Origin of the sequence: Pseudomonas tolaasii NCPPB 2192 (genome assembly GCF_002813445.1) — a bacterium.
Classification (GTDB): Bacteria; Pseudomonadota; Gammaproteobacteria; order Pseudomonadales; family Pseudomonadaceae; genus Aquipseudomonas; species Aquipseudomonas tolaasii.
In genome coordinates, this window is the sequence record NZ_PHHD01000001.1 from 4,130,978 (window position 1) to 4,150,199 (window position 19,222).

Here is a 19,222-nt window from a genome sequence, read left to right on the forward strand (position 1 = left end):
CAACTGTCTGCTCAGTTTGAGAGAAGAATTTATGTCCTGGAATAACAAGGTAGTCTGGTCCGAAGGCATGCTGTTGCAGCCTCAGCACCTGCAGCAACATGACCGTTTTCTGCAAACCCAACTGGAAGCGCGGGTCGCCACTTTGCGTGCCTATGGCTGGGGGTTTTCCAAACTGGAAATCGACCCGCAGCAGTTGGCGATGGGCAAGTTGTCGCTGCTGTCGTACAGCGGCGTGTTGCCCGATGGCACGCCCGTGGGCCTGCCGTTTGATGATGAAATGCCGCTGCCGCTGGAGATCCCCGACGACGCCCGCGACCTCAAGGTGGTGCTGGCCTTGCCGAGCCTGCGCCCCGGCGTGTCCGAGGTTGACGACACCCCCGGCTTTGAAAACTTCGCTCGCCACCGCAGCAGTGAATACGAGGCCTGGGACAGCAATGGGCTGGACAGCAGCGCGCTGATGAGTATCGGCAAACTGCGTTTGCGCCTGGCATTTGAAGGCGATGTGGTCGACACCCACAGCGTGCTGGGCATCGCCCATGTGGTGGAAAAACGCGCGGACAAAAGTGTGGTGCTCGACCGCGAATACTGCCCGCCGTGCCTGGATATCCGCGCCGCCGAGCGCCTGCGGGCGTTCAACGATGAATTGCTGGGCCTGGTGCAGCAACGGGTCGAAGCGTTGGCGTCGCGCCTGACCCGCCCCGACGGCAGCGGCGCGGCGGAAATCGCCGATTTCCTGTTGTTGCAGTTGCTCAACCGCAGCTTGCCGCTGGTGCGGCATTTGTCGGCGATGACCGGCCTGCACCCCGAGCAGTTGTACCGTGACCTCGCGTCGCTGGCCGGTGAGCTGGCGACCTTTACCCGCGACGACAAACGCGCTGCCAGCTACCCGGTGTATCGCCATGCCGCGCTGGCGGAAACCTTCGCCCCGGTGATGCTCGACCTGCGCCGCGCCCTGTCGGCGGTGATGGACGTGCGGGCCATCGCCATCCCGCTGGAGGAGCGCCAATACGGGATTCGCGTGGCGGTGTTGCCCGACCAGGAACTGCTGCGTTCGGCCACCTTCATCCTCGCGGTACAGGCACAAATGTCCGCCGAAAGCGTGCGCAACGGCTTCCCGCCGCAAGTGAAGATCGGCTCGGTGGAGAAGATCCGCGACCTGGTCAACCTGCAGTTGCCAGGCATCGGCCTGCGCCCATTGCCGGTGGCGCCGCGGCAGTTGCCGTTCCATGCCGGCTTTACCTATTTCGAACTCGATCGCAGCAGCGAATATTGGCAATTGCTCAGCCAGTCGGCCGGCTTTGCCATGCATATCGCCGGGGTGTTCCCGGGGCTGGAAATGCAGTTCTGGGCCATTCGGAACTAAGGCAGGGTGACTGACGTGAACGACACTTTTGATGGCGGCCAGGACCCTGACCGCACCTTGCTGATCCCCACGCCCGGTGGGCGCCGGGCCGCGCCTGCGAGTGCGCCTGCCGGTGATGTGCAGCGCGCCGCCCTGGTGCTGCATGGCAAGGGCCTCAACCCGCTGGTGCGCGCCGCCAACCCGTTGCTCGACCTCGTGGTACCGCTGCGCACCCTGACCGCGATGCCGGATATGGAAAGCCTGCGCCAGCGTTTGATTCAGGCGGTGCAGGCCTTCGAAGCCCAGGCCCGCGCCAGCCAGGTGGACGTGGAAACCGTCGCCGCTGCGCGCTACGCGCTGTGCACGCTGGTGGACGAAACCATCGCCAGCACGCCATGGGGCGCAGGCGTTTGGGGCAGCCGCAGCCTGTTGGTGACGTTCCACAACGAAGCGTGGGGCGGCGAAAAGTTCTTCATGATTCTGCAGCGCCTGAGCCAGGACCTGCGCACCCATGTCGATGTGCTGGAGTTGATGTACCTGTGCATGGCGCTGGGCCTTGAAGGGCGTTATCGCGTGCTGGACCGCGGCCTCGACCAACTGGGCCTGTTGCGCGAGCGCCTGCTGCAATTGATCAACCAGCAGCGCGGCAATCAGGAACAGGACCTGTCGCCACGCTGGCGCGGCGCCGAGGCGCCCCAGGCGTCGATGCTGCGCCGTGTGCCGCTGTGGGTGCTGGCGTCGGTGGCGGCGGTGCTGCTGTTGAGTGTGCAGTTGACCTACAGCTGGTTGCTTAACCGGGCATCCGACCCGGTGTTTGCCCAGCTCGGTTCGATCCGCGTGGCCTCGCCGCTCAAGGTAGCGGCGCCGGCGGAACCGGCGCCGGTGCGCTTGTCTGGCTTTCTTGCGCCGGAAGTGGCCCAGGGCCTGGTGGTGGTCAAGGACAGTGCGGACCGTTCGGTGATTACCCTGCGCGGCGACGGCGTGTTTGCGTCCGGCAGTGCCGAGGTGTCGAGCAACTTCGACGGTTTGCTTGCGCGCATCGGTGACGCCCTGGCCACGGTGCCGGGGGATGTGGTGGTGGTCGGCCACACCGACAACGTGCGGCCGTCGGCGACCTCGCGACTAGGCTCCAACTTCGACCTGTCCCAGGCGCGGGCCAAGACCGTGGCGCGGTTGCTGGCGCAGCGTGCCGGACCGGCCGAGCGTTACCGCAGCGAGGGCCGTGGCGAAACCGAGCCGCTGGTCCCCAACGATTCAGCGGCCAATCGCGCGCGTAACCGCCGCGTCGATATCACCGTGTTGATCCCTTCCCAGGCGCAATAACCATGAACTTTTCTTCGTTTTTCTCATTGTTATGGTCCCCGGTGGAGCGCTTTATTCTGTGGCTGCTCAAGCCGTGGTTGTTGTCGCTGATCGGCGTGGCGCTGCTGTCGTTGCTGGTGTGGTACGAAGGCCCGTTGCTAGCGTTCAACGGCAGCGAGCCGTTGGCGCCGGAGTCGCGTCGGTGGGGTTTGATCGCGCTGTTTGTGCTGATTTGGGCAGGCTATTTTGCCTGGCGCCTGTGGCGCGCGTGGCGGGCCAACCGTGGCCTGATGGCCGGCGTGGCCGAGGCGCCCGCGGTGGCCCCCGGTGTGCGCGAAACCCAGGCCGAAGTGGCGGAGCTGGGCGAGCGCATGCGTTCGGCCATGGCGGTGCTGCGCAAGGCCAACCCCGGCTGGAAGATGAGCGGGCAGTATTTGTATCAGCTGCCGTGGTACATGTTTGTCGGCGCACCGGGCAGCGGCAAGACCACCGCGCTGACCCATTCCGGCCTGCAGTTTCCCCTGCGTGAGGCCATGGGCAGCGGCGCCATCGGCGGTGTGGGCGGTACGCGGCATTGCGACTGGTGGTTCACCGACGAAGCGGTGTTGCTCGACACCGCTGGGCGCTACACCACCCAGGACAGCTACACCGAAGTGGACCGTGCGGCCTGGGGCGGGTTTCTCGACCTGCTGAAAAAGTACCGTCGCCAACGCCCGGTCAACGGTGTGATTGTCGCGTTGAGCGTCAGCGACCTGCTGCAACAGACCGAAGCCCAACGCCAGGCTCAGGCCTTGGCGATTCGCGCGCGCATCAACGAGTTGTATGAGCGCCTGGGCCTGCGCTTCCCGGTGTATGTGATTATCACCAAGTGCGATTTGCTCGCGGGCTTCTCGGAGTTTTTCGAGCACTTCGGCCGTGATGAGCGCGCGCAAGTGTGGGGCGTGACGTTCCCGCTGGCACAACCACCACAGGCCGATACCGGCCTCGCGTCGTTCCCCGGCGAATTCGATGCGCTGGAGCGCCAACTGCAGCGGCGCGTGCTGGAGCGTTTGCAGCAGGAGCGCGACCTGTCGCGCCGCGCCTTGCTCTACAGCTTTCCGCAACAGTTCGCCAGCCTCGGCGAGGGCCTGACACGCTTTCTCAATACCGTGTTCGAAGCCAACCGTTATCAGGAACCGGCGTTGCTGCGCGGGGTGTATTTCACCAGCGGCACCCAGGAAGGCAGCCCGATTGATCGCGTGCTGACGTCGCTGGCGGCGTCGTTTGGCCTGGGTCGCAAGGTGTTGGCGCCCAATGTGGCCAGCGGGCGCAGCTACTTCATCACCCGTTTGCTGCGTGAGGTGATTTTCAAGGAGGCCGGGCTGGCCGGGGTTAATCATCAGGAACAGCGGCGTCGGCGTTTGCTCGGCCGGGCCGGGCGGATCACGGCGGCGGCGGTGTTCGTGCTGCTGCTGGCGGCAATGACCATCAGCTACAACCGCAACCTGCAACTGATCGCCGATGCGTCGAGCGCCGCTGCCAATGTCGCGCAACTGGCCAAGGCGCTGCCCGCCGAAGGCGATGTGCTGGTGACGTTGCCATTGCTTAACGCTGCGCGCAGCTTGCCGAGCGGTTACGCCGACACCGACAACAGCGTGCCGCTGCTCAGCCGCATGGGTCTGTACCAGGGCAACAAGCTGGGTGCAGGGGCGATCACCCTGTATCGCCGTCTGCTGCGCAGTACGCTGCTGCCGCACATCGTCGCCAATATGGAAAACGCATTGCGCCGGGGCGATGCCAGCAATCAGGAGTTCCTCTATGAAACCCTGCGCGCCTACCTGATGCTCGGCGAACGGCAGTACTTCGATGCGGCCTCCGTGCAGGCCTGGGTCGATGTGGATTGGCGCCGCGAACTGCCGCAGGCCACGCCCGCGCAGTTGCAGCAGCTGTCGGACCATGTGGCGGCGCTGCTGGAAGCTGACGACGAGGCCGAACCGGTGCAACTGGACAGCGCGTTGATCGCCAAGGTGCGCCTGGCGCTGGCGAGCATGCCGCTGTCCCAGCGCATCTATAACCGTGTGAAACGCCAGGTGGATCAGCAGCATTTGCCGGAGTTGAGCGTCAACAGCGCGGTGGGGCGGGACGTATCGTCGCTGTTTACCCGCGCCAGTGGTGAGCCGTTGTCCCGTGGGGTCAGCGGCGTGTACCGGATCGCCGGTTACCGTGAGCTGACCGACAAGACCCCGCAAGCCGTGGCCGACATGGCCAAGGACAGTTGGGTACTTGATCGCCAGGAGTCGGCGCAGATTGCCGGCGGCAACCCGGCCATGCAGGCGGCGGTGCTGGAGCTGTATTACGCCGATTACATCCGCCAGTGGGACACGTTTCTGGCCGACGTGCACCTGTCGCCCTTGACCAGCCTGGGCCAGGCGTCCCAGGTGACCAATGCGCTGGCCGCCACCGATTCACCGCTGAAGGCTTTGCTGCAGGCCGTCTCCAGGGAAACCACCCTGGACGGCGCCCTGACTTCGGCCACCAGCAAAGACACCGACCAGCGCGTGCGCGACAAGATCGCCGCCGCCACCCAGAAGCTGCAAACGGCCCTGGGCGGCGACAGTCCGGCGCCGGTGGCGGAGGCTTCGGCCAACCCGGTGGACCAGCATTTTGCCGCGTTGCATCGCCTGGTGGGCTCGGGCAGTGGCCCGCAGCCACTGGACGAAGTACTGGCGTCGTTGAAAGACGCCGGGCAGTTCTTCGACAGCGCCGACGCCGCCCGTCGCAGCGCTGCACCGGCGCCGTCCAATGAAGTGTTGGGGCGCTTGAAGCGCTCGGGCGATACCCAGCCGGCACCTTTGTCGACTTTGCTGCGCGATGTGGAGGCCGGTGGTACCGCGCTGACGCTGGGCAACGAAAAGGCCCGTTTGAACGCGCTGTGGGAGGCCACCGGCGCGCCGTTTTGCCGAGTTGCCATCGATGGGCGTTACCCGTTGGTGCGCAGCTCCGGCCGCGATGCCACTGCCGATGACTTCGGCAAATTCTTCGGCCCCGGCGGCTTGATGGATGACTTTTTCAGCAAGAACCTCGCGCCTTACGTCGACATGAGCGGTAGCCAGTGGCGCTGGCGTTCAACCGGCGTGACGCCGCTGAATATCTCCCAGGATGTGCTCAACCAGTTCCAGCGTGGCGCCAAACTGCGCGATATGTTTTTTGTGGCGGGGGCGCGCCAGCCGTCGATGCGTTTTGATCTCAAGGCCCTGGGGGCCGACCCGGCGTTGACCAAAGTGACGCTGGACATTGATGGCCAGCCCGTGGTGTACGACACCGGCACTTCGCCGGATTTCACCAGCATCTCCCTGCCCAGCGGCAAGTCTGGCGGGTTGGTACGCCTGGACACCACGCCGGCGCTGGTCAACCCGTTGCGCAGTGACGGCCCATGGGGCTGGCTGCGCATGATGGACAAGGCGGCGGTCAGCGCTCAGGACGAGCAATTGCAATTGACCTTCACCGTGGAGGGCCACCGCGTGGCGTACCAGTTGCGCGCCAGCAGTGTGATCAACCCGTTCCGCCGCGACGGTTCAGAGTCGTTCCATTGCCCCAGCAGCTTTTAAGGATCAGCCATGAATGGATTTTTCGGCAAGGTCGCAAGCCTGGGGGATTTTGTCAGCCGGCGTTTGCCGTCGACCTTTCTGAACCCCTGGGACGCCTGCCTGCAAGCCGGCTTGCAGTGCAGTCGCGAGCGCCTCGGTGAGCAATGGCTGGAGGTGTACCTGTGCAGCCCGATCTGGCATTTCGCGCTGGCGGCGGGGGTGTGTGGTGACAGCGGTTGGGCGGGGGTGATGATCCCCAGTGTGGACCGCGTGGGGCGGTATTTTCCGCTGACCCTCGCCACGGCGGGTGAAGACGTGCCATTGCTGGCGCGGCTGGAGCGCGATGTGCTCTGGTACGGTCAGCTGGAGCGTCTTGCGTTGTCGGCGCTGAGCGAAGTGTTTTCCCTGGACGCCTTTGATGAGGCGTTGCTGGCGCTGCCATCGCCGGGCTGCTGGACGCCGGCAAGCTACACACATGATGTGTCGACACCGGCCCGCTGGCTTGATCTGCCGGACCCGGAGCGTATCGGCGACGGCATGCCGCAATTGAGTGCACAGATCGACGCGCTCGGACTTGCCGGACATTCCCTGTTCTGGACCGAAGGCTCGCCGCGAGTGGCGCCGTCGATCTGGGTGGGGGAGGGGTTGCCGGATGGCGAGACTTTTGCCGATATGATTGGCGGGCTGTAGCGAGCGGGCCTGTTGTGGCAAGCTCGCTCGCCATAGTGTTCTTAACCCGACGGCTTCACGAACCCAAGGCTGCCAATTGTGCAACGGTTTCCGGAAAGCGCGCCACCAGACGAATCAGGGTGACGGCTTGGGCATTGGGCTTGGCCCGGCCTTGCTCCCAGTTTTCCAGGGTGCGGGTGTTGGTGCGCAGATACATCGCGAACACCGACCGGGAGAGGTTGAGTTGCTGGCGGACGGCGACCACTTCCTCGGCGGTGAGCGGTTCCAGCTTGTTGAGGTGAACCTTGTGGGTACGCAGGGTGATTTTGCCTTGGCGTTCGTCCGCCAGCGCGTCAAAGCCTTCGACCAGTTCGGAAAAGATTTCACGTTTCATCATGTGCCCTCGCTTTGATTTCCCTGTCCAGCATGTGTTTAAGCGCTTTTTTGTGGTGGGGTGTCAGGTCGTCCTGTTCGTGTTTGCCGTACAGGGTGAACAACCAGAATTGCGTACCGCCCGACCACCAGTAATAAATGACCCCGCAGGCCACCGCGCTTGCCTTTGTTTCGTCGCTCATCGACGAAACGAACTTTTCGTAGGCCGCTTGTTCCTTCAATCACATCGCCTGCTTCCGGGTTTTTCATTAATTCCTGTTGAAAACCGTGAAAAAGCTCATCACTCAAGTAGTCCTTGCGATGCCGTTCGAAGGCCGGCAGTTCGATAAATAGAGCTTCCATGTTCTGTACGTAGACTGCGTATAGTTTGTTGGCCCACACGCTTGAGGTCAAGTGACCTGGTTGTGGGAACTTTCCTAAAACGCAGCCACCATACGGCGGCCTCCAACGGGTGGATGCCAGAGGAGGAGGCAGGGAGGCGGGGAATTTTCCGCGATGGGGGGAGGTAAAAGAAAAAGAGCAGCCTGAACCCTGTCGATCGACAGCGCTCAGGCTGGGGACGTGTGTCAGTAAGCGGCAATCAATCCGTCTTTGCGTGGGTCAGTCCCGCCCACATAACCATGCCGGGTGCGCTGGATGATCTGCGCGCCACCAAAGGCGAATACGCCACTAGGGTCCTCAAAGTCGATGGTGTGGCCTTTGGCGCGCAGCGCCTGCGCCACGTGCTGATCGAACGCGCGCTCCACCGCCACCTGCAGCCCGGTCTCGATCCGCCAGCGCGGCGCATTGGCGGCTGCTTGCGGGTTCTGCTTGTAGCGCAGGATGCGCATCATCATCTGCAAGTGCCCTTGCGCCTGCATCGGCCCGCCCATCAAGCCGAAGGCCATCAACGGCGTACCGTCGGTGTTCATCACAAAACCCGGAATGATGGTGTGAAAGGGCCGCTTGCCCGGCGCAACGGCGTTGACATGTTCAGGGTCAAGCGTGAAAGCAGCCCCACGGTTTTGCAGGCTGATACCGGTTCCCGGCACCACCACGCCGGAGCCGAAGCCCATGTAGTTGGATTGGATGAATGAGACCATCATTCCGCTTTCGTCTGCCGCCGATAAGCACACGGTACCGCCGGCTTTGGGGGAGCCGTGGCCCGGATCAGCGGCGTGCTCATTGACCTGCGCAGCACGTTCGCGCAGGTACGCGGGATCAAGCAAGCGCTGAGGGTCGAGGCGCATATGGTCGCTGTCGGTCACATGATGCTGCAGGTCGGCCAGCGCCAGTTTCATCGCTTCCAGCACCGGGTGCAGCGTCTCGGGGCTGTCCACCGGATGCTCACCGACACCGAGTGCTTCAAGCATGCTCAGCCCCGCGAGCGTGGCGATGCCTTGGCCGTTGGGCGGCAGTTCGTGCACCACGGCGCCGGCGTAGGGCACCGAGAGGGTTTCGGTCCAGTCGACGTGGTGATCGGCCAGGTCATCCAGGCTCATCACACTGCCGTTGGCCTTGGCATGGGCAATGATGGCGTGTGCCAGTTCGCCCCGGTAGAACGACTCGCCCTGGGTATCAGCGATGCTTTTGAGGGTGTTTGCGTGGTCCTTCAGCTGGATTTTCTCGCCGGCTGTCGGTGCTTTACCGCCGGGTAAAAAGCACTCGGCAAACCCCGGTTGGTCTTTCAATTTCTCGGCACCCAGGCGCCACAACTCGGCAATGATGGGCGTGACCTGATAACCGTTTTGCGCATGGGCAATCGCAGGTTCGGCGAGTGTGGCAAAAGGCAATTTGCCGTAGCGCCCGGACAATGCAACCCAGGCTGACACAGCCCCCGGAACAGTCACCGAGCCCCAGCCGCGCTGGGGCATTTGCGCCTGGCCGGAAAAATGCTCAGCCGTCCAGCCTTGCGGCGAGCGGCCCGAAGCATTCAGGCCTTGCAGCTTTTTGCCGTCCCAGACAATCGCAAACGCATCGCTGCCGATGCCGCAACCGGTGGGCTCAACCACGGTCAGCACCATGGCGGCAGCGATAGCGGCGTCGACGGCGTTGCCGCCTTTTCGCAACATTTCCAGCCCAGCCTGAGCGGCCAGTGGCTGGGAGCAGGCGACCATGTTATTGCCCATCACGGGTGAGCGCGCGGATGGGTAGGGTTGGCTGTAATCCAGTTCATCAAACATGCGTGGCTCTCTTTCGGCAGTGGTTAATGTTTGGGGTCCAGGGCGTCACGTAAACCGTCCCCCAACAGGTTGAAGCACAGGACGGTGATGTAGATCGCCACACCGGGCGCGATTGACATCCACGGCGCCTGCTCCATGAAATTTTTCGCGGTATTGAGCATTGAGCCCCAGGAAGGCGAGGGCGGTTGCTGGCCCAGGCCGAGGAACGACAGGCTGGCTTCGGCGAGGATGGCCGACGCGATGGTCAGCGTGGCTTGCACCACCAGCGGCGACATCACGTTGGGCAGCACGTAGCGCAGGATGATCCAGCGGTCCGGCAGGCCAATGGCGCGGGCGCCTTCGAGGTAATCCTCGTGACGAATGGCCAGCACCTGGCCGCGGGTCAGGCGGGAAAAAATCGGCATGGCCGAGAGCCCGATGGCGATCATTGCGTTGGTCAGGCTCGGGCCGAGAAACGCACCCAGCGCAATCGCCAATACCAGGAACGGGCAGGACAGCAACGCGTCAACAACACGGGAAATCATCGCGTCAAGCTTGCCGCCGAAGTAACCGGCGATCAGCCCCAGCGGCACGCCGATGGCCATGGCAATCGCCACCGACACTCCGCCCGCCACCAGCGAGCTGCGCGCGCCCCACAGCAGTCGTGAAAAGAGGTCGCGACCGAGTTCGTCGGTGCCCAGCCAATACAGCATCGACGGCGCCTTGCGCACCGCGAGGAAGTTGGCCTTGAGCGGGTCATACGGTGCGATCCAAGGGGCGAGCAGGGCAGCGGCGATAAATACCAGCAGCACCGTTGCGCCGATCACCGCGCCTTTGTTGGCGAGGAATTTGTGTACGAATGGCGAGCGCGTGCGCGGTTTCAATACGCAGTCGCCAACAGGCGCAGCAGCCGAAGCGATAGCGGTCATCAGGCCGTCCTCAAGCGTGGGTTGATCAGGCGGTAGAGCACGTCAGCCAACAGATTCAACAACAGGAAACCGATGGCGACGCACAGCACCACGCCTTGCACCACGGCGTAGTCGCGGTTGAACACGGCATCGACGATCATTTTGCCGAAGCCGGGAATGCTGAACACTTGCTCGGTCAGCACTGCGCCGCCCAGCAACTCGCCAAACAACAGCGTGGTGAGGGTGACGATGGGCATCAGCGCATTGCGCAGGGCGTGTTTGAGAATCACCGTGCGCGGGAACAACCCTTTGGCCCGGGCCGTGCGCACATAGTCGGCGCGCAGCACTTCGAGCATGGCGCTGCGGGTATGGCGCATCAGCACGCCGGACAACCCGGCGCCGAGCACGAAGGCCGGCAGTATCAGTGTTTTCAGGTTTTGCAGCACGTCTTCACTCAGCGGCACAAAGCCCGACGCCGGCAGCCATTGCAGCTTCACCGCGAAGATCATGATCAGCAAAAGCCCCAGCCAGAAGTGCGGAATCGAGATCCCGGACAACGCGACGATATTGGCCCCATAGTCCACGGCGGTACCCTTGCGCACCGCGGAAATCACCCCGGCGGGGATACCGATCAGCAGCGCGATGACCAGCGCCAGCACCGATAGCTCAATCGTCACCGGCAGCTTGGAGGCCACCAGTGTGGTCACCGGCTGTTCGGTGCGCAGCGAGGTACCGAAGTCACCTTGCAGCACGTTGCCGACCCAATGAATGTATTGCAGCGGCAGCGGGTCGTTGAGGCGATATTTTTCCCGCAGGTACTCCATCACCGCAGGGTCACGCTCTTCACCGGCCATGGCGAGCACCGGATCTCCCGGCAGCAGTTTTTGCAGGGTGAACACGAACAGTGAGACCAGAACCAGCGTGGGGATGGCGCTGAGCAGGCGCCTGACGATATAGATCAGCATGACGAACCCTCAAAGAGTATCGGGGTGTGCAAACGCATTACTTGATGACGACGTTTTCCAGACGGATCAGCCCGTCCGGGTTCGGCACGAAACCACTGATGTCGGCGCGCATGGCGATGATTCGCGGGTCGAAATACAGGTAGCTGGCGGGCACGTCATCGGCGAGCAGGCGCAGCGCTTCGAAGTACAACGCTTGACGCTGCGCCTGGTCGTTGACGGTGCGGGCCTTGTCGAGCAATGCATCGAGTTTCGGGTCACAGAAGTGGCCGTCGTTCTGGCCGCCTTTACAGGCAACGAACTGATAGATGTCGCCGTCCGGGTCCGGGCGGCCCGACCAGGCGCTCATGCCGACCTGGAAGTTCCCCGACTGTTGTTCGCTGAGCAGCGTGGCGTACTCGGTGGCGACCAGGTTGACCTTGAACCCTGCTTCGCCGGCCATCGCCTGAATGATCTGGCCCACCTGTTGCGCGATGGGGTTGTTGGCGACTTTCAACTCCACTGCCAGCGGCAGTGTGACGCCGGCCTCGGCCAGCAGTTTTTTGCTGTGTTCCACGTCACGCGCGGGGACCGGCAGGCTTTTGTCGTAATACGGGCTGCTCATGGGGAACGGTTGGGCGCCGGGTGCATAAAGCCCTTCGAACACCACCTGGTTGATTGCATCGCGGTCAATCGCCAGTTCAAAAGCCTTGCGCACGCGTTTGTCCTGGCCCATTGGGGTTTTGGCGCGCTCGCCATTGTTGGTGTTGTACATCAGCTGCATATAGCCCAGCCCCGGCGTGTTGAAGACTTGCAGTTTGCTGTCGGCCCTGGCGGTTTTGACGTCGGTGGGAGCGACGCGCTCGATCATCTGCAGGTCGCCCGAACGCAGGTTGGCAAGGCGTACTGAAGTGTCAGGAATGGGCAGGAAAATTACCTTGTCGAAGTGATACGCCTGCTTGTTCCAGTAGTTGTCGAAGCGCTCCAGCACGATGCGGTCCTGCTGCACGCGCTGCACGAACTTATAGGGGCCGGAGCAGATGGGCCTTGAGCCCACCTCCGTCGCCGAGGCTTTCGGCGCCAACATCATCCCGGCGCGGTCCGACAGTTGGGATATCAACGTGGCGTCGGGTTGCTTGACCCTGATTGCCACCGTGCGTGCATCGACCACCTCAACGCTGTCCACCGACGACAATTCGCTCTTGCGCAGCGAGTCGGGCAGGGTGCGGGCGCGGTCGAGGTTGAACTTCACGGCGGCGGCGTCGAAGGGTTCGCCGTCGTGGAAGGTCACGCCGTCGCGCAGGGTCATGGTCAGGGTCTTGTTGTCTTCACTCCAGTGCCAGGCCGTCGCCAGTTGCGGTACGTATTCGAGGTGCGGATTGATGTCGACCAGTTTGTCGCACAACGCGGCATAGACCAGCCGGCTTGAATAGGTGCGCGAGCGGTGCGGGTCCAGCACGTCCGGGTCATCCTGGATGCCGATGCGCAACGTGGATTCGGCAACCGCAGCATTCGCAGCGAGCAGTAGCAGCGTTCCCGACATGAGGTGGGCGAACTTCATGGCTGACTCTCCAGAGATAGGGCTTGATGGCTTTTGAACAGGCTCAGGCGTTGGGTATAGGCCGCGCTGGGTGTGGGTACCGTCAGCGAACCTGCGCCGGCGTTGGCGATTTCACGCCAGTAATGGCAGGCGACCTGACGCTCGGCGTCGACGCTCTCAAACACCGGCTTGACGTCACGGCACACTGCTTTGGCGTGGGGGCAGCGGGTATGGAAGCGGCAGCCTGATGGCGGTGAGCTCGGGCTGGGCATGTCACCTCCCAGCACCTGGCGCGGCTGGCGCAAGTCGGGGTGGCTGACCGGCACGGCGGCGACCAGGGCTTGGGTGTACGGGTGCAGTGGCGTTTCGAAAAGTGCGTCCACGGGGGCCAGTTCGACGATCTCGCCCAGGTACATCACCGCCACGCGGTCGCTCATGTGGCGGATCACGGCCAGGCCATGGGCGACGATGACCAGGGTCAGGCCAAATTGATGCTTGAGGTCTTCGAGCAGGTTGACCACTTGGGCCTGCACCGACACGTCCAGCGCCGACACGGGTTCATCGCCGAGGATCAAACGGGGTTCAGAGGCCAGGGCCCGGGCGATGCCGATGCGCTGGCGCTGTCCACCGGAAAACTCGTGGGGAAAACGCCGACCGTGCTCCGGGGCCAGGCCTACAGTGCGCAGCAGTTCGGCGACCTTGTCTTGGCGTGCGCTGCGGCTGTTGTCGGTGTGCAGCCAGATCGGTTCGCCGATGATCGACTCCACGCTCATGCGCGGGTTCAGCGAAGCGAACGGGTCTTGAAAGATGATTTGCAGATCGCGGCGCGCCTGGCGCAGCTGTTCCTGTGCCAAATGCGCCAGGTTGTGGCCTTCATAAATGACATCACCGGCGGTCGGATTGAGCAGGTTCAGCAGCAAGCGCCCAAGGGTGGACTTGCCGGAGCCGGACTCCCCCACCAGTGCCAGGGTTTCGCCCCTGCGTACCGCCAGTGACACTTGATTGACCGCCTGCACGGGCGGCTTTTTGCGCTGAAACAACCCGGTTTCGCGCTTGAAGTGCTTGCTGACGGCGACGCTTTGCAGGATCGGCTGTTCTGCGCCCGGGCTCGTACCGAGGTTGCATTCGGGTGCTTTCATGCGGTTGCTCCCAGGTGCTGTTCCAGTGGCACGCGCAGGCAGGCGGCGAAATGCCCGTTCGAGACTTCCAGCAATGGCGGGCGCGCTTCGCGACAGGCTGCAAGGGCAAACGGGCAACGCCCGGCGAACCGGCAACCGCCGGGCATTTCGGCGGGCGTCGGCACACGCCCGTTGATGGTCGCCAACCGGCCTTCGCGCGGGCCTATGGAGGGCATCGAACCCATCAAGCCAATGGTGTAAGGGTGTTGCGGGTCATCGAACAGGGCTTTGACCGGGCCGCTTTCAACCACCTGCCCGGCGTACATCACCATGACGTCGTCGGCGACTTCGGCGACAACGCCGAGGTCGTGGGTGATGAGGATCATCGAGGTTCCCGTTTCGGCTTGCAGCGTGCCGACCAGCGCGAGAATTTGCGCTTGAATGGTCACATCCAGGGCGGTGGTGGGTTCGTCGGCGATGATCAGTTTCGGGTTATTGGCCAGGGCCATGGCGATCATCGCCCGTTGGCGCATCCCGCCCGAAAGCTCATGGGGGTAAGCGTCCAGGCGTTGCGCGGCGTCGGGCACGCGGACCTTTTCCAGCATCTGCAGCGCGCGCTGGCGGGCTTGCGCAGGGGAGAGCCCCTGGTGCCGCACCACGCTCTCGGCGATCTGCTCGCCAATGGTGAACACAGGGTTGAGCGAGGTCATCGGCTCCTGAAAAATCATCGCCATATGATTGCCGCGTACATCCAGCAAACGTTCGTCGGCCATGTGCAGCAACGCTTCGCCCAACAGGCTTGAGGCACTGGCTTCAACCGTGGCGGTGTCGGGCAGCAGGCCCATCAGCGCCATTGAGGTCACGCTTTTGCCACAGCCGGATTCGCCGACGATGGCCAGGGTCTTGCCGGCTAGCACGGCGAACGACACACCATCAACCACGTTGGCCGGGGCACCTTTAAAGCGCACGGTCAGGTTGTCGATGCTCAGTACGGGGGAAAGGTCGGGATTCATAGGCTGGCCTCAAGGTCTTGCTGGACGACGGCTTCCAGGGCCTGTTGCAGGGCGCGCAGGTGACCACGCATGGCGGTTGCGGCCTTGACCGGGTCACGGCTTTCGATGGCGCTGACAATGTCGTCGTGGTCATGGCTGTACATTTCCAGGCGCTCGTTACTGCGGGCCCTGTGCCGCAGGTCGCGCCAGACCGGATCAAGGCGGATGGCATCGAGCATTTCGAACAGGTCCAGCATCAAGCGGTTGCCTGAAGCTTCGGCGATGGCGCGATGCAGGGCGCTGTCCCAGAGCTCGATGGATTCGGCGTCGGTTTCGTCCACGCCCTGCTGGAAGCTGGTGCGCTCGACCAAGCGGCGCAAAATCGCCATTTGCTCACCGCTGGCACGCACGGCGGCCAGCGAGGCCAGCGCGGGCTCCAGGTAGAGGCGGGCTTCCATGACTTCGCTGAAATTGGTTCGGCTGGCGACTTTGGCAAACGTCATGCTGGCGCTCGGCGGGGTGGGGCCGACATAGGTGCCTTTTCCCTGCCGTCGCCAGATACGCCCTTCAGCTTCGAGCACGGCGAGTGCATGCCGGATTGCCCGGCGGCTGGCGCCAAACTCGGCAGCCAGTTCACGCTCGGTAGGCAACGCTCGCTGGGGTGTCGAGGCGTGCTGGGCGACCATTTGGCGCAGCACGTCCAGCGCCATTTTCGAGGACTTGTTGGGGGATGCTTCGGTCTCGAACCTTTCCATAATGGTTTCTCGTGACTGACCAGAAAATGCGAGCAGGGAGGGGGTGGACCCACGATCTGCGGTGGAAGGGGGATTGCAAGCGTGATGCCAATTTCAATTGGTTCGCTGGCAGGGCAGTCCGCTTTTGCTGGGGGGTGGGCTTATGGCAGTGAGCGTATGGACGGACCGGTATGAGGCGTTGGAGTCAAATGTGATTGGTTCGGCGCTATCTGAACCAATTTTTTGGAGAGGGGGGTATCTGTGTGCACAAATGTAACGTGCGCCTCTTTAGCGTGCGTCTTGATGAGGCGTTTGCCTGACGCGGGTTGCCGCGTGTGAGCCGGTTCAAATGTGGGCGCGAGTAAGGCGTCACTATCTGCACAGATCTGCTTTTCTGTGAGGGCTGGCTTGCCTGCGATGCAGACACCTCGGTACATCAGGCACACACCGTTGATGCCATCGCAGGCAAGCCAGCTCCCACAAAAGCCAGAACGCAAAAACGGCGCCCGAAGGCGCCGTTTTGTTTACTGCATCTGCTTAAGCGATCAAACCCCCAACACCGCGTGCTGCACCAGGGTGAGCAACGGCTGAGGGTACACGCCCAGGAAGAACGCGAGCAGGGCGATGGCCAGCAGCATCACGCCGCCTGCCTTCTGTTCCCAGTGCAGCTCGGCGTCAACACGGCGCAGGTTTGGCTCGATCAGGTACAGGGTGACCATCACGCGCAGGTAGTAAAACACGCCGATGGCGCTGCCCAGTACCAGGGACGCGACCAACCACCACTCGTGGGCTTCAACACCGGTGGCGACGATGTAGAACTTGCCGATGAAGCCGGCAGTGAGCGGGATACCGGCCAGGGACAGCATCATCACGGTCAGTACGGCGGTCAGGTACGGACGGCGCCAGAACAGGCCGCGGTATTCGTACAGGGCGTCGGCGTCACGGCCTTTGAACGGCGAGGACATCAGCGTGATCACACCGAATGCACCCAGGCTGGTGATCACGTAGGTGACCAGGTACACGCCCATGGCTTCCACGGCCAGGCCTTTGCTCGCCACCAGGGCGATCAGCAGGTAGCCGAAGTGGGCGATGGACGAATAACCCAGCAGACGCTTGAGGTTGTTCTGGGTCAGGGCCAGCAGGTTACCGAACAGGATCGACGCAATGGCGATCACGGTCAGCACGGTGCTCAGCACGCCGGTATTGGCAGCCGGAGAGATCTGGAACAGACGCACCATCACTGCAAACACTGCAACCTTGGACGCAGTGGCCAGGAACGCAGCCACGGGCGCCGGAGCGCCTTCGTACACGTCCGGGGTCCACAGGTGGAATGGCACCAGGGAGAGCTTGAACGCCAGGCCGATCAACATCATGGCCAGGCCCAGCTGGGCGATTGGCGCAGGCATGTTGGTCGCGGCCAGAGCGTGGCCGATACCGGTGAAGCTCAGGCTGCCGGCTTCTGCGTAGAGCAGGGCCATACCGAACAACAGGAACGCAGAACCGGCCGCCGACAGCACCATGTACTTGATGCCGGCTTCCAGGGAGCGCTTGTTGAAGAACGCATAGGCCACCAGACCGTAAGTCGGGATCGACAGCAGCTCCAGGCCGATGAACAGGCCCGCCAGGTGCTGTGCGCTGACCAGCACGATTCCACCGGCTGCAGCCAGCAGGATCAGCAGGTACAGCTCTTCGCGGTTGCCCGGGTAGCCGGTGCCGCCTTCGCCGAGGTAGGCGTGGGCGAGGGTGACGCAAGCCAGGGTGGCCACCAGGATCAACGCGATGTACAGCAGGGCGAAGTCATCCACCATCATCAATGGCGTGACCGCCAGTGGCGCGACCTTGAGGGCCGGGATGATCGACAGGAGGGCCAGGTTCAGACCGGCACAGGACAGCAGGAACGTTTGCGAGTGATTGCGGCGCCAGGCGATTGCCAGCATCACCACCACGATGGTGAGGCTGGTAATCAGCAGCGGCGCAAGCGCGATAAAGTGTTGGATCGTGAATTCCATAGCGCTCTTACCGGGCCGAAGCGAGTTGAGAGAAGGCGGTGCCGAACCACTGCTGCACGCCATGCATCGTTGCGGCAGAAGTGTCCAGGAACGGTTGCGGGTACACGCCGATGTAGATCAGCAATACCGCAAGGCCGAGCACCATGATCAGTTCGCGAGCGTCCATCCCTTGCAGGACGGTGTCGGACTTGGCCGGGCCGAAGTAGGCGCGGTGGATCATGATCAGCGAGTAGACCGAACCGAATACCAGGCCGGAGGTAGCAATGGCACTGATCCACGGCGTCTGCACAAACGAGCCCATCAGGATCAGGAACTCGCCGATGAAGTTGCCGGTGCCCGGCAAGCCCAGGGACGCGGCGGCGAAGAACAGGCTGATCGCCGGCAGGTAAGCGATGCGCGACCACACGCCACCCATTTCACGCATGTCACGGGTGTGCAGGCGCTCGTACAACTGGCCACTCAGGATAAAGAGGGCAGCGGCCGAAACACCGTGGGCCAACATCTGGATCACCGCGCCTTGCAGCGCCAGTTGGCTGCCGGAGTAGATGCCGATCAGCACGAAACCCATGTGGGAAACGGACGAGAAGGCGATCAGACGCTTGATGTCGGTTTGTGCGAAGGCCAGGAACGCACCGTAGAAGATCCCGATCAGACCCAGGGTCATGGCGATCGGCGCAAACTCGGCCGAGGCATTCGGGAACAGCGGCAGGGCGAAACGCAGCAGACCATACGCAGCGGTCTTCAACAGGATACCGGCCAGGTCTACGGAACCTGCGGTCGGCGCCTGGGCGTGAGCATCAGGCAGCCAGGAGTGGAACGGCACCACCGGCAGCTTCACCGCGAACGCGATGAAGAAGCCCAGCATCAGGATGTACTCGGTGGTCAGGGACATCTTGGTTTTCAACAGGTCGGCGTAGTTGAAGGTGATCACGCCGGTGTTGTTGAAGTTGACCAGTACCAGGCCCAGGATCGCCACCAACATGATCAGGCCGGAAGCCTGGGTGAAGATGAAGAACTTGGTCGCCGCGTAGATCCGGGTTTTCTTGCCGTCCGAAGAGCTGTGACCCCAGAGCGCGATGAGGAAGTACATCGGCACCAGCATCATTTCCCAGAAGAAGAAGAACATGAACAGGTCGAGGGCGAGGAACACGCCGACGACGCCACCCAGGATCCACATCAGGTTCAGGTGGAAGAAGCCCACGTGACGCTGGATCTCTTTCCAGGAGCAGAGTACCGAGAGGATACCCAGCAGGCCGGTCAGCAGGATCATCAACAGCGACAGGCCGTCGAGGGCCAGGTGCACGTTGATGCCGAAGCGCTGGATCCACACGTGCTTGAATTCAAGCGCGAACGTTGGATCGACACCCGGTGCCGGAGCAAATGAATAGTCGCCATGGGCCCACAGCCAGAGGCCGAGTGCGAGTTCCAGGGACATGGTCAGCAACGCAATCCAGCGGGGGAGGGTGGCGCCGAAGCGTTCACCCATCCAGCAGAGCAGGCCGCCGATGAAGGGGATCAGGATTAGCCAGGGCAGAATCATGACAGGCTCGTTTCCTTTCGCAAGTTC

At 62.9% G+C, this 19,222-nt stretch carries 14 protein-coding genes and 1 pseudogene; 4 read left to right on the top strand and 11 right to left on the bottom strand.

Annotated features, from left to right (window positions below; all coding sequences use genetic code 11):
• The first annotated feature begins 31 nt into the window (after nt 1-31).
• The 4 genes from tssK to tagF are packed head-to-tail and all read left to right on the top strand — an operon-like array spanning nt 32 to nt 6,900.
• On the top strand, nt 32-1,363 hold the full coding sequence (gene tssK, locus ATI14_RS19215; RefSeq protein WP_016974033.1) for a type VI secretion system baseplate subunit TssK: 1,332 nt from the start codon (nt 32-34) through the stop codon (nt 1,361-1,363).
• Between the two features lie 15 nt (nt 1,364-1,378).
• Nucleotides 1,379-2,665, top strand: coding sequence for a type IVB secretion system protein IcmH/DotU (gene icmH / locus ATI14_RS19220; protein WP_017255231.1), 1,287 nt, complete (start codon nt 1,379-1,381; stop codon nt 2,663-2,665).
• Nucleotides 2,666-2,667: 2 nt separating this feature from the next.
• Nucleotides 2,668-6,231 carry a type VI secretion system membrane subunit TssM gene (gene tssM / locus ATI14_RS19225; protein ID WP_080520533.1) on the top strand — a complete coding sequence of 1,188 codons (3,564 nt, stop codon included), beginning with the start codon at nt 2,668-2,670 and terminating at the stop codon, nt 6,229-6,231.
• A 9-nt stretch (nt 6,232-6,240) separates the two neighbouring features.
• A complete protein-coding gene (gene tagF, locus ATI14_RS19230) occupies nt 6,241-6,900 on the top strand; it encodes a type VI secretion system-associated protein TagF (RefSeq protein WP_016974036.1) in 660 nt (219 codons plus the stop codon).
• A gap of 55 nt (nt 6,901-6,955) precedes the next feature.
• On the opposite strand, the gene ATI14_RS19235 is transcribed toward tagF, so the two are convergent.
• The 11 genes and pseudogenes from ATI14_RS19235 to nuoM all read right to left on the bottom strand — a co-directional run bounded on the left by ATI14_RS19235 (nt 6,956) and on the right by nuoM (nt 19,195).
• On the bottom strand, nt 6,956-7,273 hold the full coding sequence (locus ATI14_RS19235; protein ID WP_017255233.1) for a helix-turn-helix domain-containing protein: 318 nt from the start codon (nt 7,271-7,273) through the stop codon (nt 6,956-6,958).
• Nucleotides 7,263-7,614, bottom strand: a pseudogene (locus ATI14_RS19240) (toxin). Before ATI14_RS19240 ends, ATI14_RS19235 begins: the two are co-directional and overlap by 11 nt.
• A 224-nt stretch (nt 7,615-7,838) precedes the next feature.
• A complete protein-coding gene (locus tag ATI14_RS19245; protein ID WP_016974038.1) occupies nt 7,839-9,434 on the bottom strand; it encodes a gamma-glutamyltransferase family protein in 1,596 nt (531 codons plus the stop codon).
• Nucleotides 9,435-9,457: 23 nt separating this feature from the next.
• Nucleotides 9,458-10,342 carry an ABC transporter permease gene (locus ATI14_RS19250; protein ID WP_016974039.1) on the bottom strand — a complete coding sequence of 295 codons (885 nt, stop codon included), beginning with the start codon at nt 10,340-10,342 and terminating at the stop codon, nt 9,458-9,460.
• Nucleotides 10,342-11,286 (bottom strand): ABC transporter permease, encoded by a 945-nt coding sequence (locus tag ATI14_RS19255; RefSeq protein WP_016974040.1) that lies wholly within the window; start codon nt 11,284-11,286, stop codon nt 10,342-10,344. Before ATI14_RS19255 ends, ATI14_RS19250 begins: the two co-directional genes overlap by 1 nt.
• Before the next feature lie 37 nt (nt 11,287-11,323).
• Nucleotides 11,324-12,823: an ABC transporter substrate-binding protein gene (locus tag ATI14_RS19260; RefSeq protein WP_016974041.1), complete on the bottom strand. Its 1,500-nt coding sequence runs from the start codon at nt 12,821-12,823 to the stop codon at nt 11,324-11,326.
• Nucleotides 12,820-13,941 (bottom strand): ABC transporter ATP-binding protein, encoded by a 1,122-nt coding sequence (locus tag ATI14_RS19265; protein WP_016974042.1) that lies wholly within the window; start codon nt 13,939-13,941, stop codon nt 12,820-12,822. The genes ATI14_RS19260 and ATI14_RS19265 overlap by 4 nt, the downstream gene beginning before the upstream one ends.
• The gene (locus ATI14_RS19270; protein ID WP_016974043.1) at nt 13,938-14,933 is read right to left on the bottom strand and encodes an ABC transporter ATP-binding protein; all 996 of its coding nucleotides are present in this window, start codon (nt 14,931-14,933) and stop codon (nt 13,938-13,940) included. The genes ATI14_RS19265 and ATI14_RS19270 overlap by 4 nt, the downstream gene beginning before the upstream one ends.
• On the bottom strand, nt 14,930-15,667 hold the full coding sequence (locus tag ATI14_RS19275; RefSeq protein WP_016974044.1) for a FadR/GntR family transcriptional regulator: 738 nt from the start codon (nt 15,665-15,667) through the stop codon (nt 14,930-14,932). Before ATI14_RS19275 ends, ATI14_RS19270 begins: the two co-directional genes overlap by 4 nt.
• Nucleotides 15,668-16,191: 524 nt before the next feature.
• Nucleotides 16,192-17,655 (bottom strand): NADH-quinone oxidoreductase subunit NuoN, encoded by a 1,464-nt coding sequence (nuoN, locus tag ATI14_RS19285; RefSeq protein WP_016974045.1) that lies wholly within the window; start codon nt 17,653-17,655, stop codon nt 16,192-16,194.
• A 7-nt stretch (nt 17,656-17,662) separates the two neighbouring features.
• Nucleotides 17,663-19,195 carry an NADH-quinone oxidoreductase subunit M gene (gene nuoM, locus ATI14_RS19290; protein WP_016974046.1) on the bottom strand — a complete coding sequence of 511 codons (1,533 nt, stop codon included), beginning with the start codon at nt 19,193-19,195 and terminating at the stop codon, nt 17,663-17,665.
• Nucleotides 19,196-19,222: the final 27 nt, after the last annotated feature.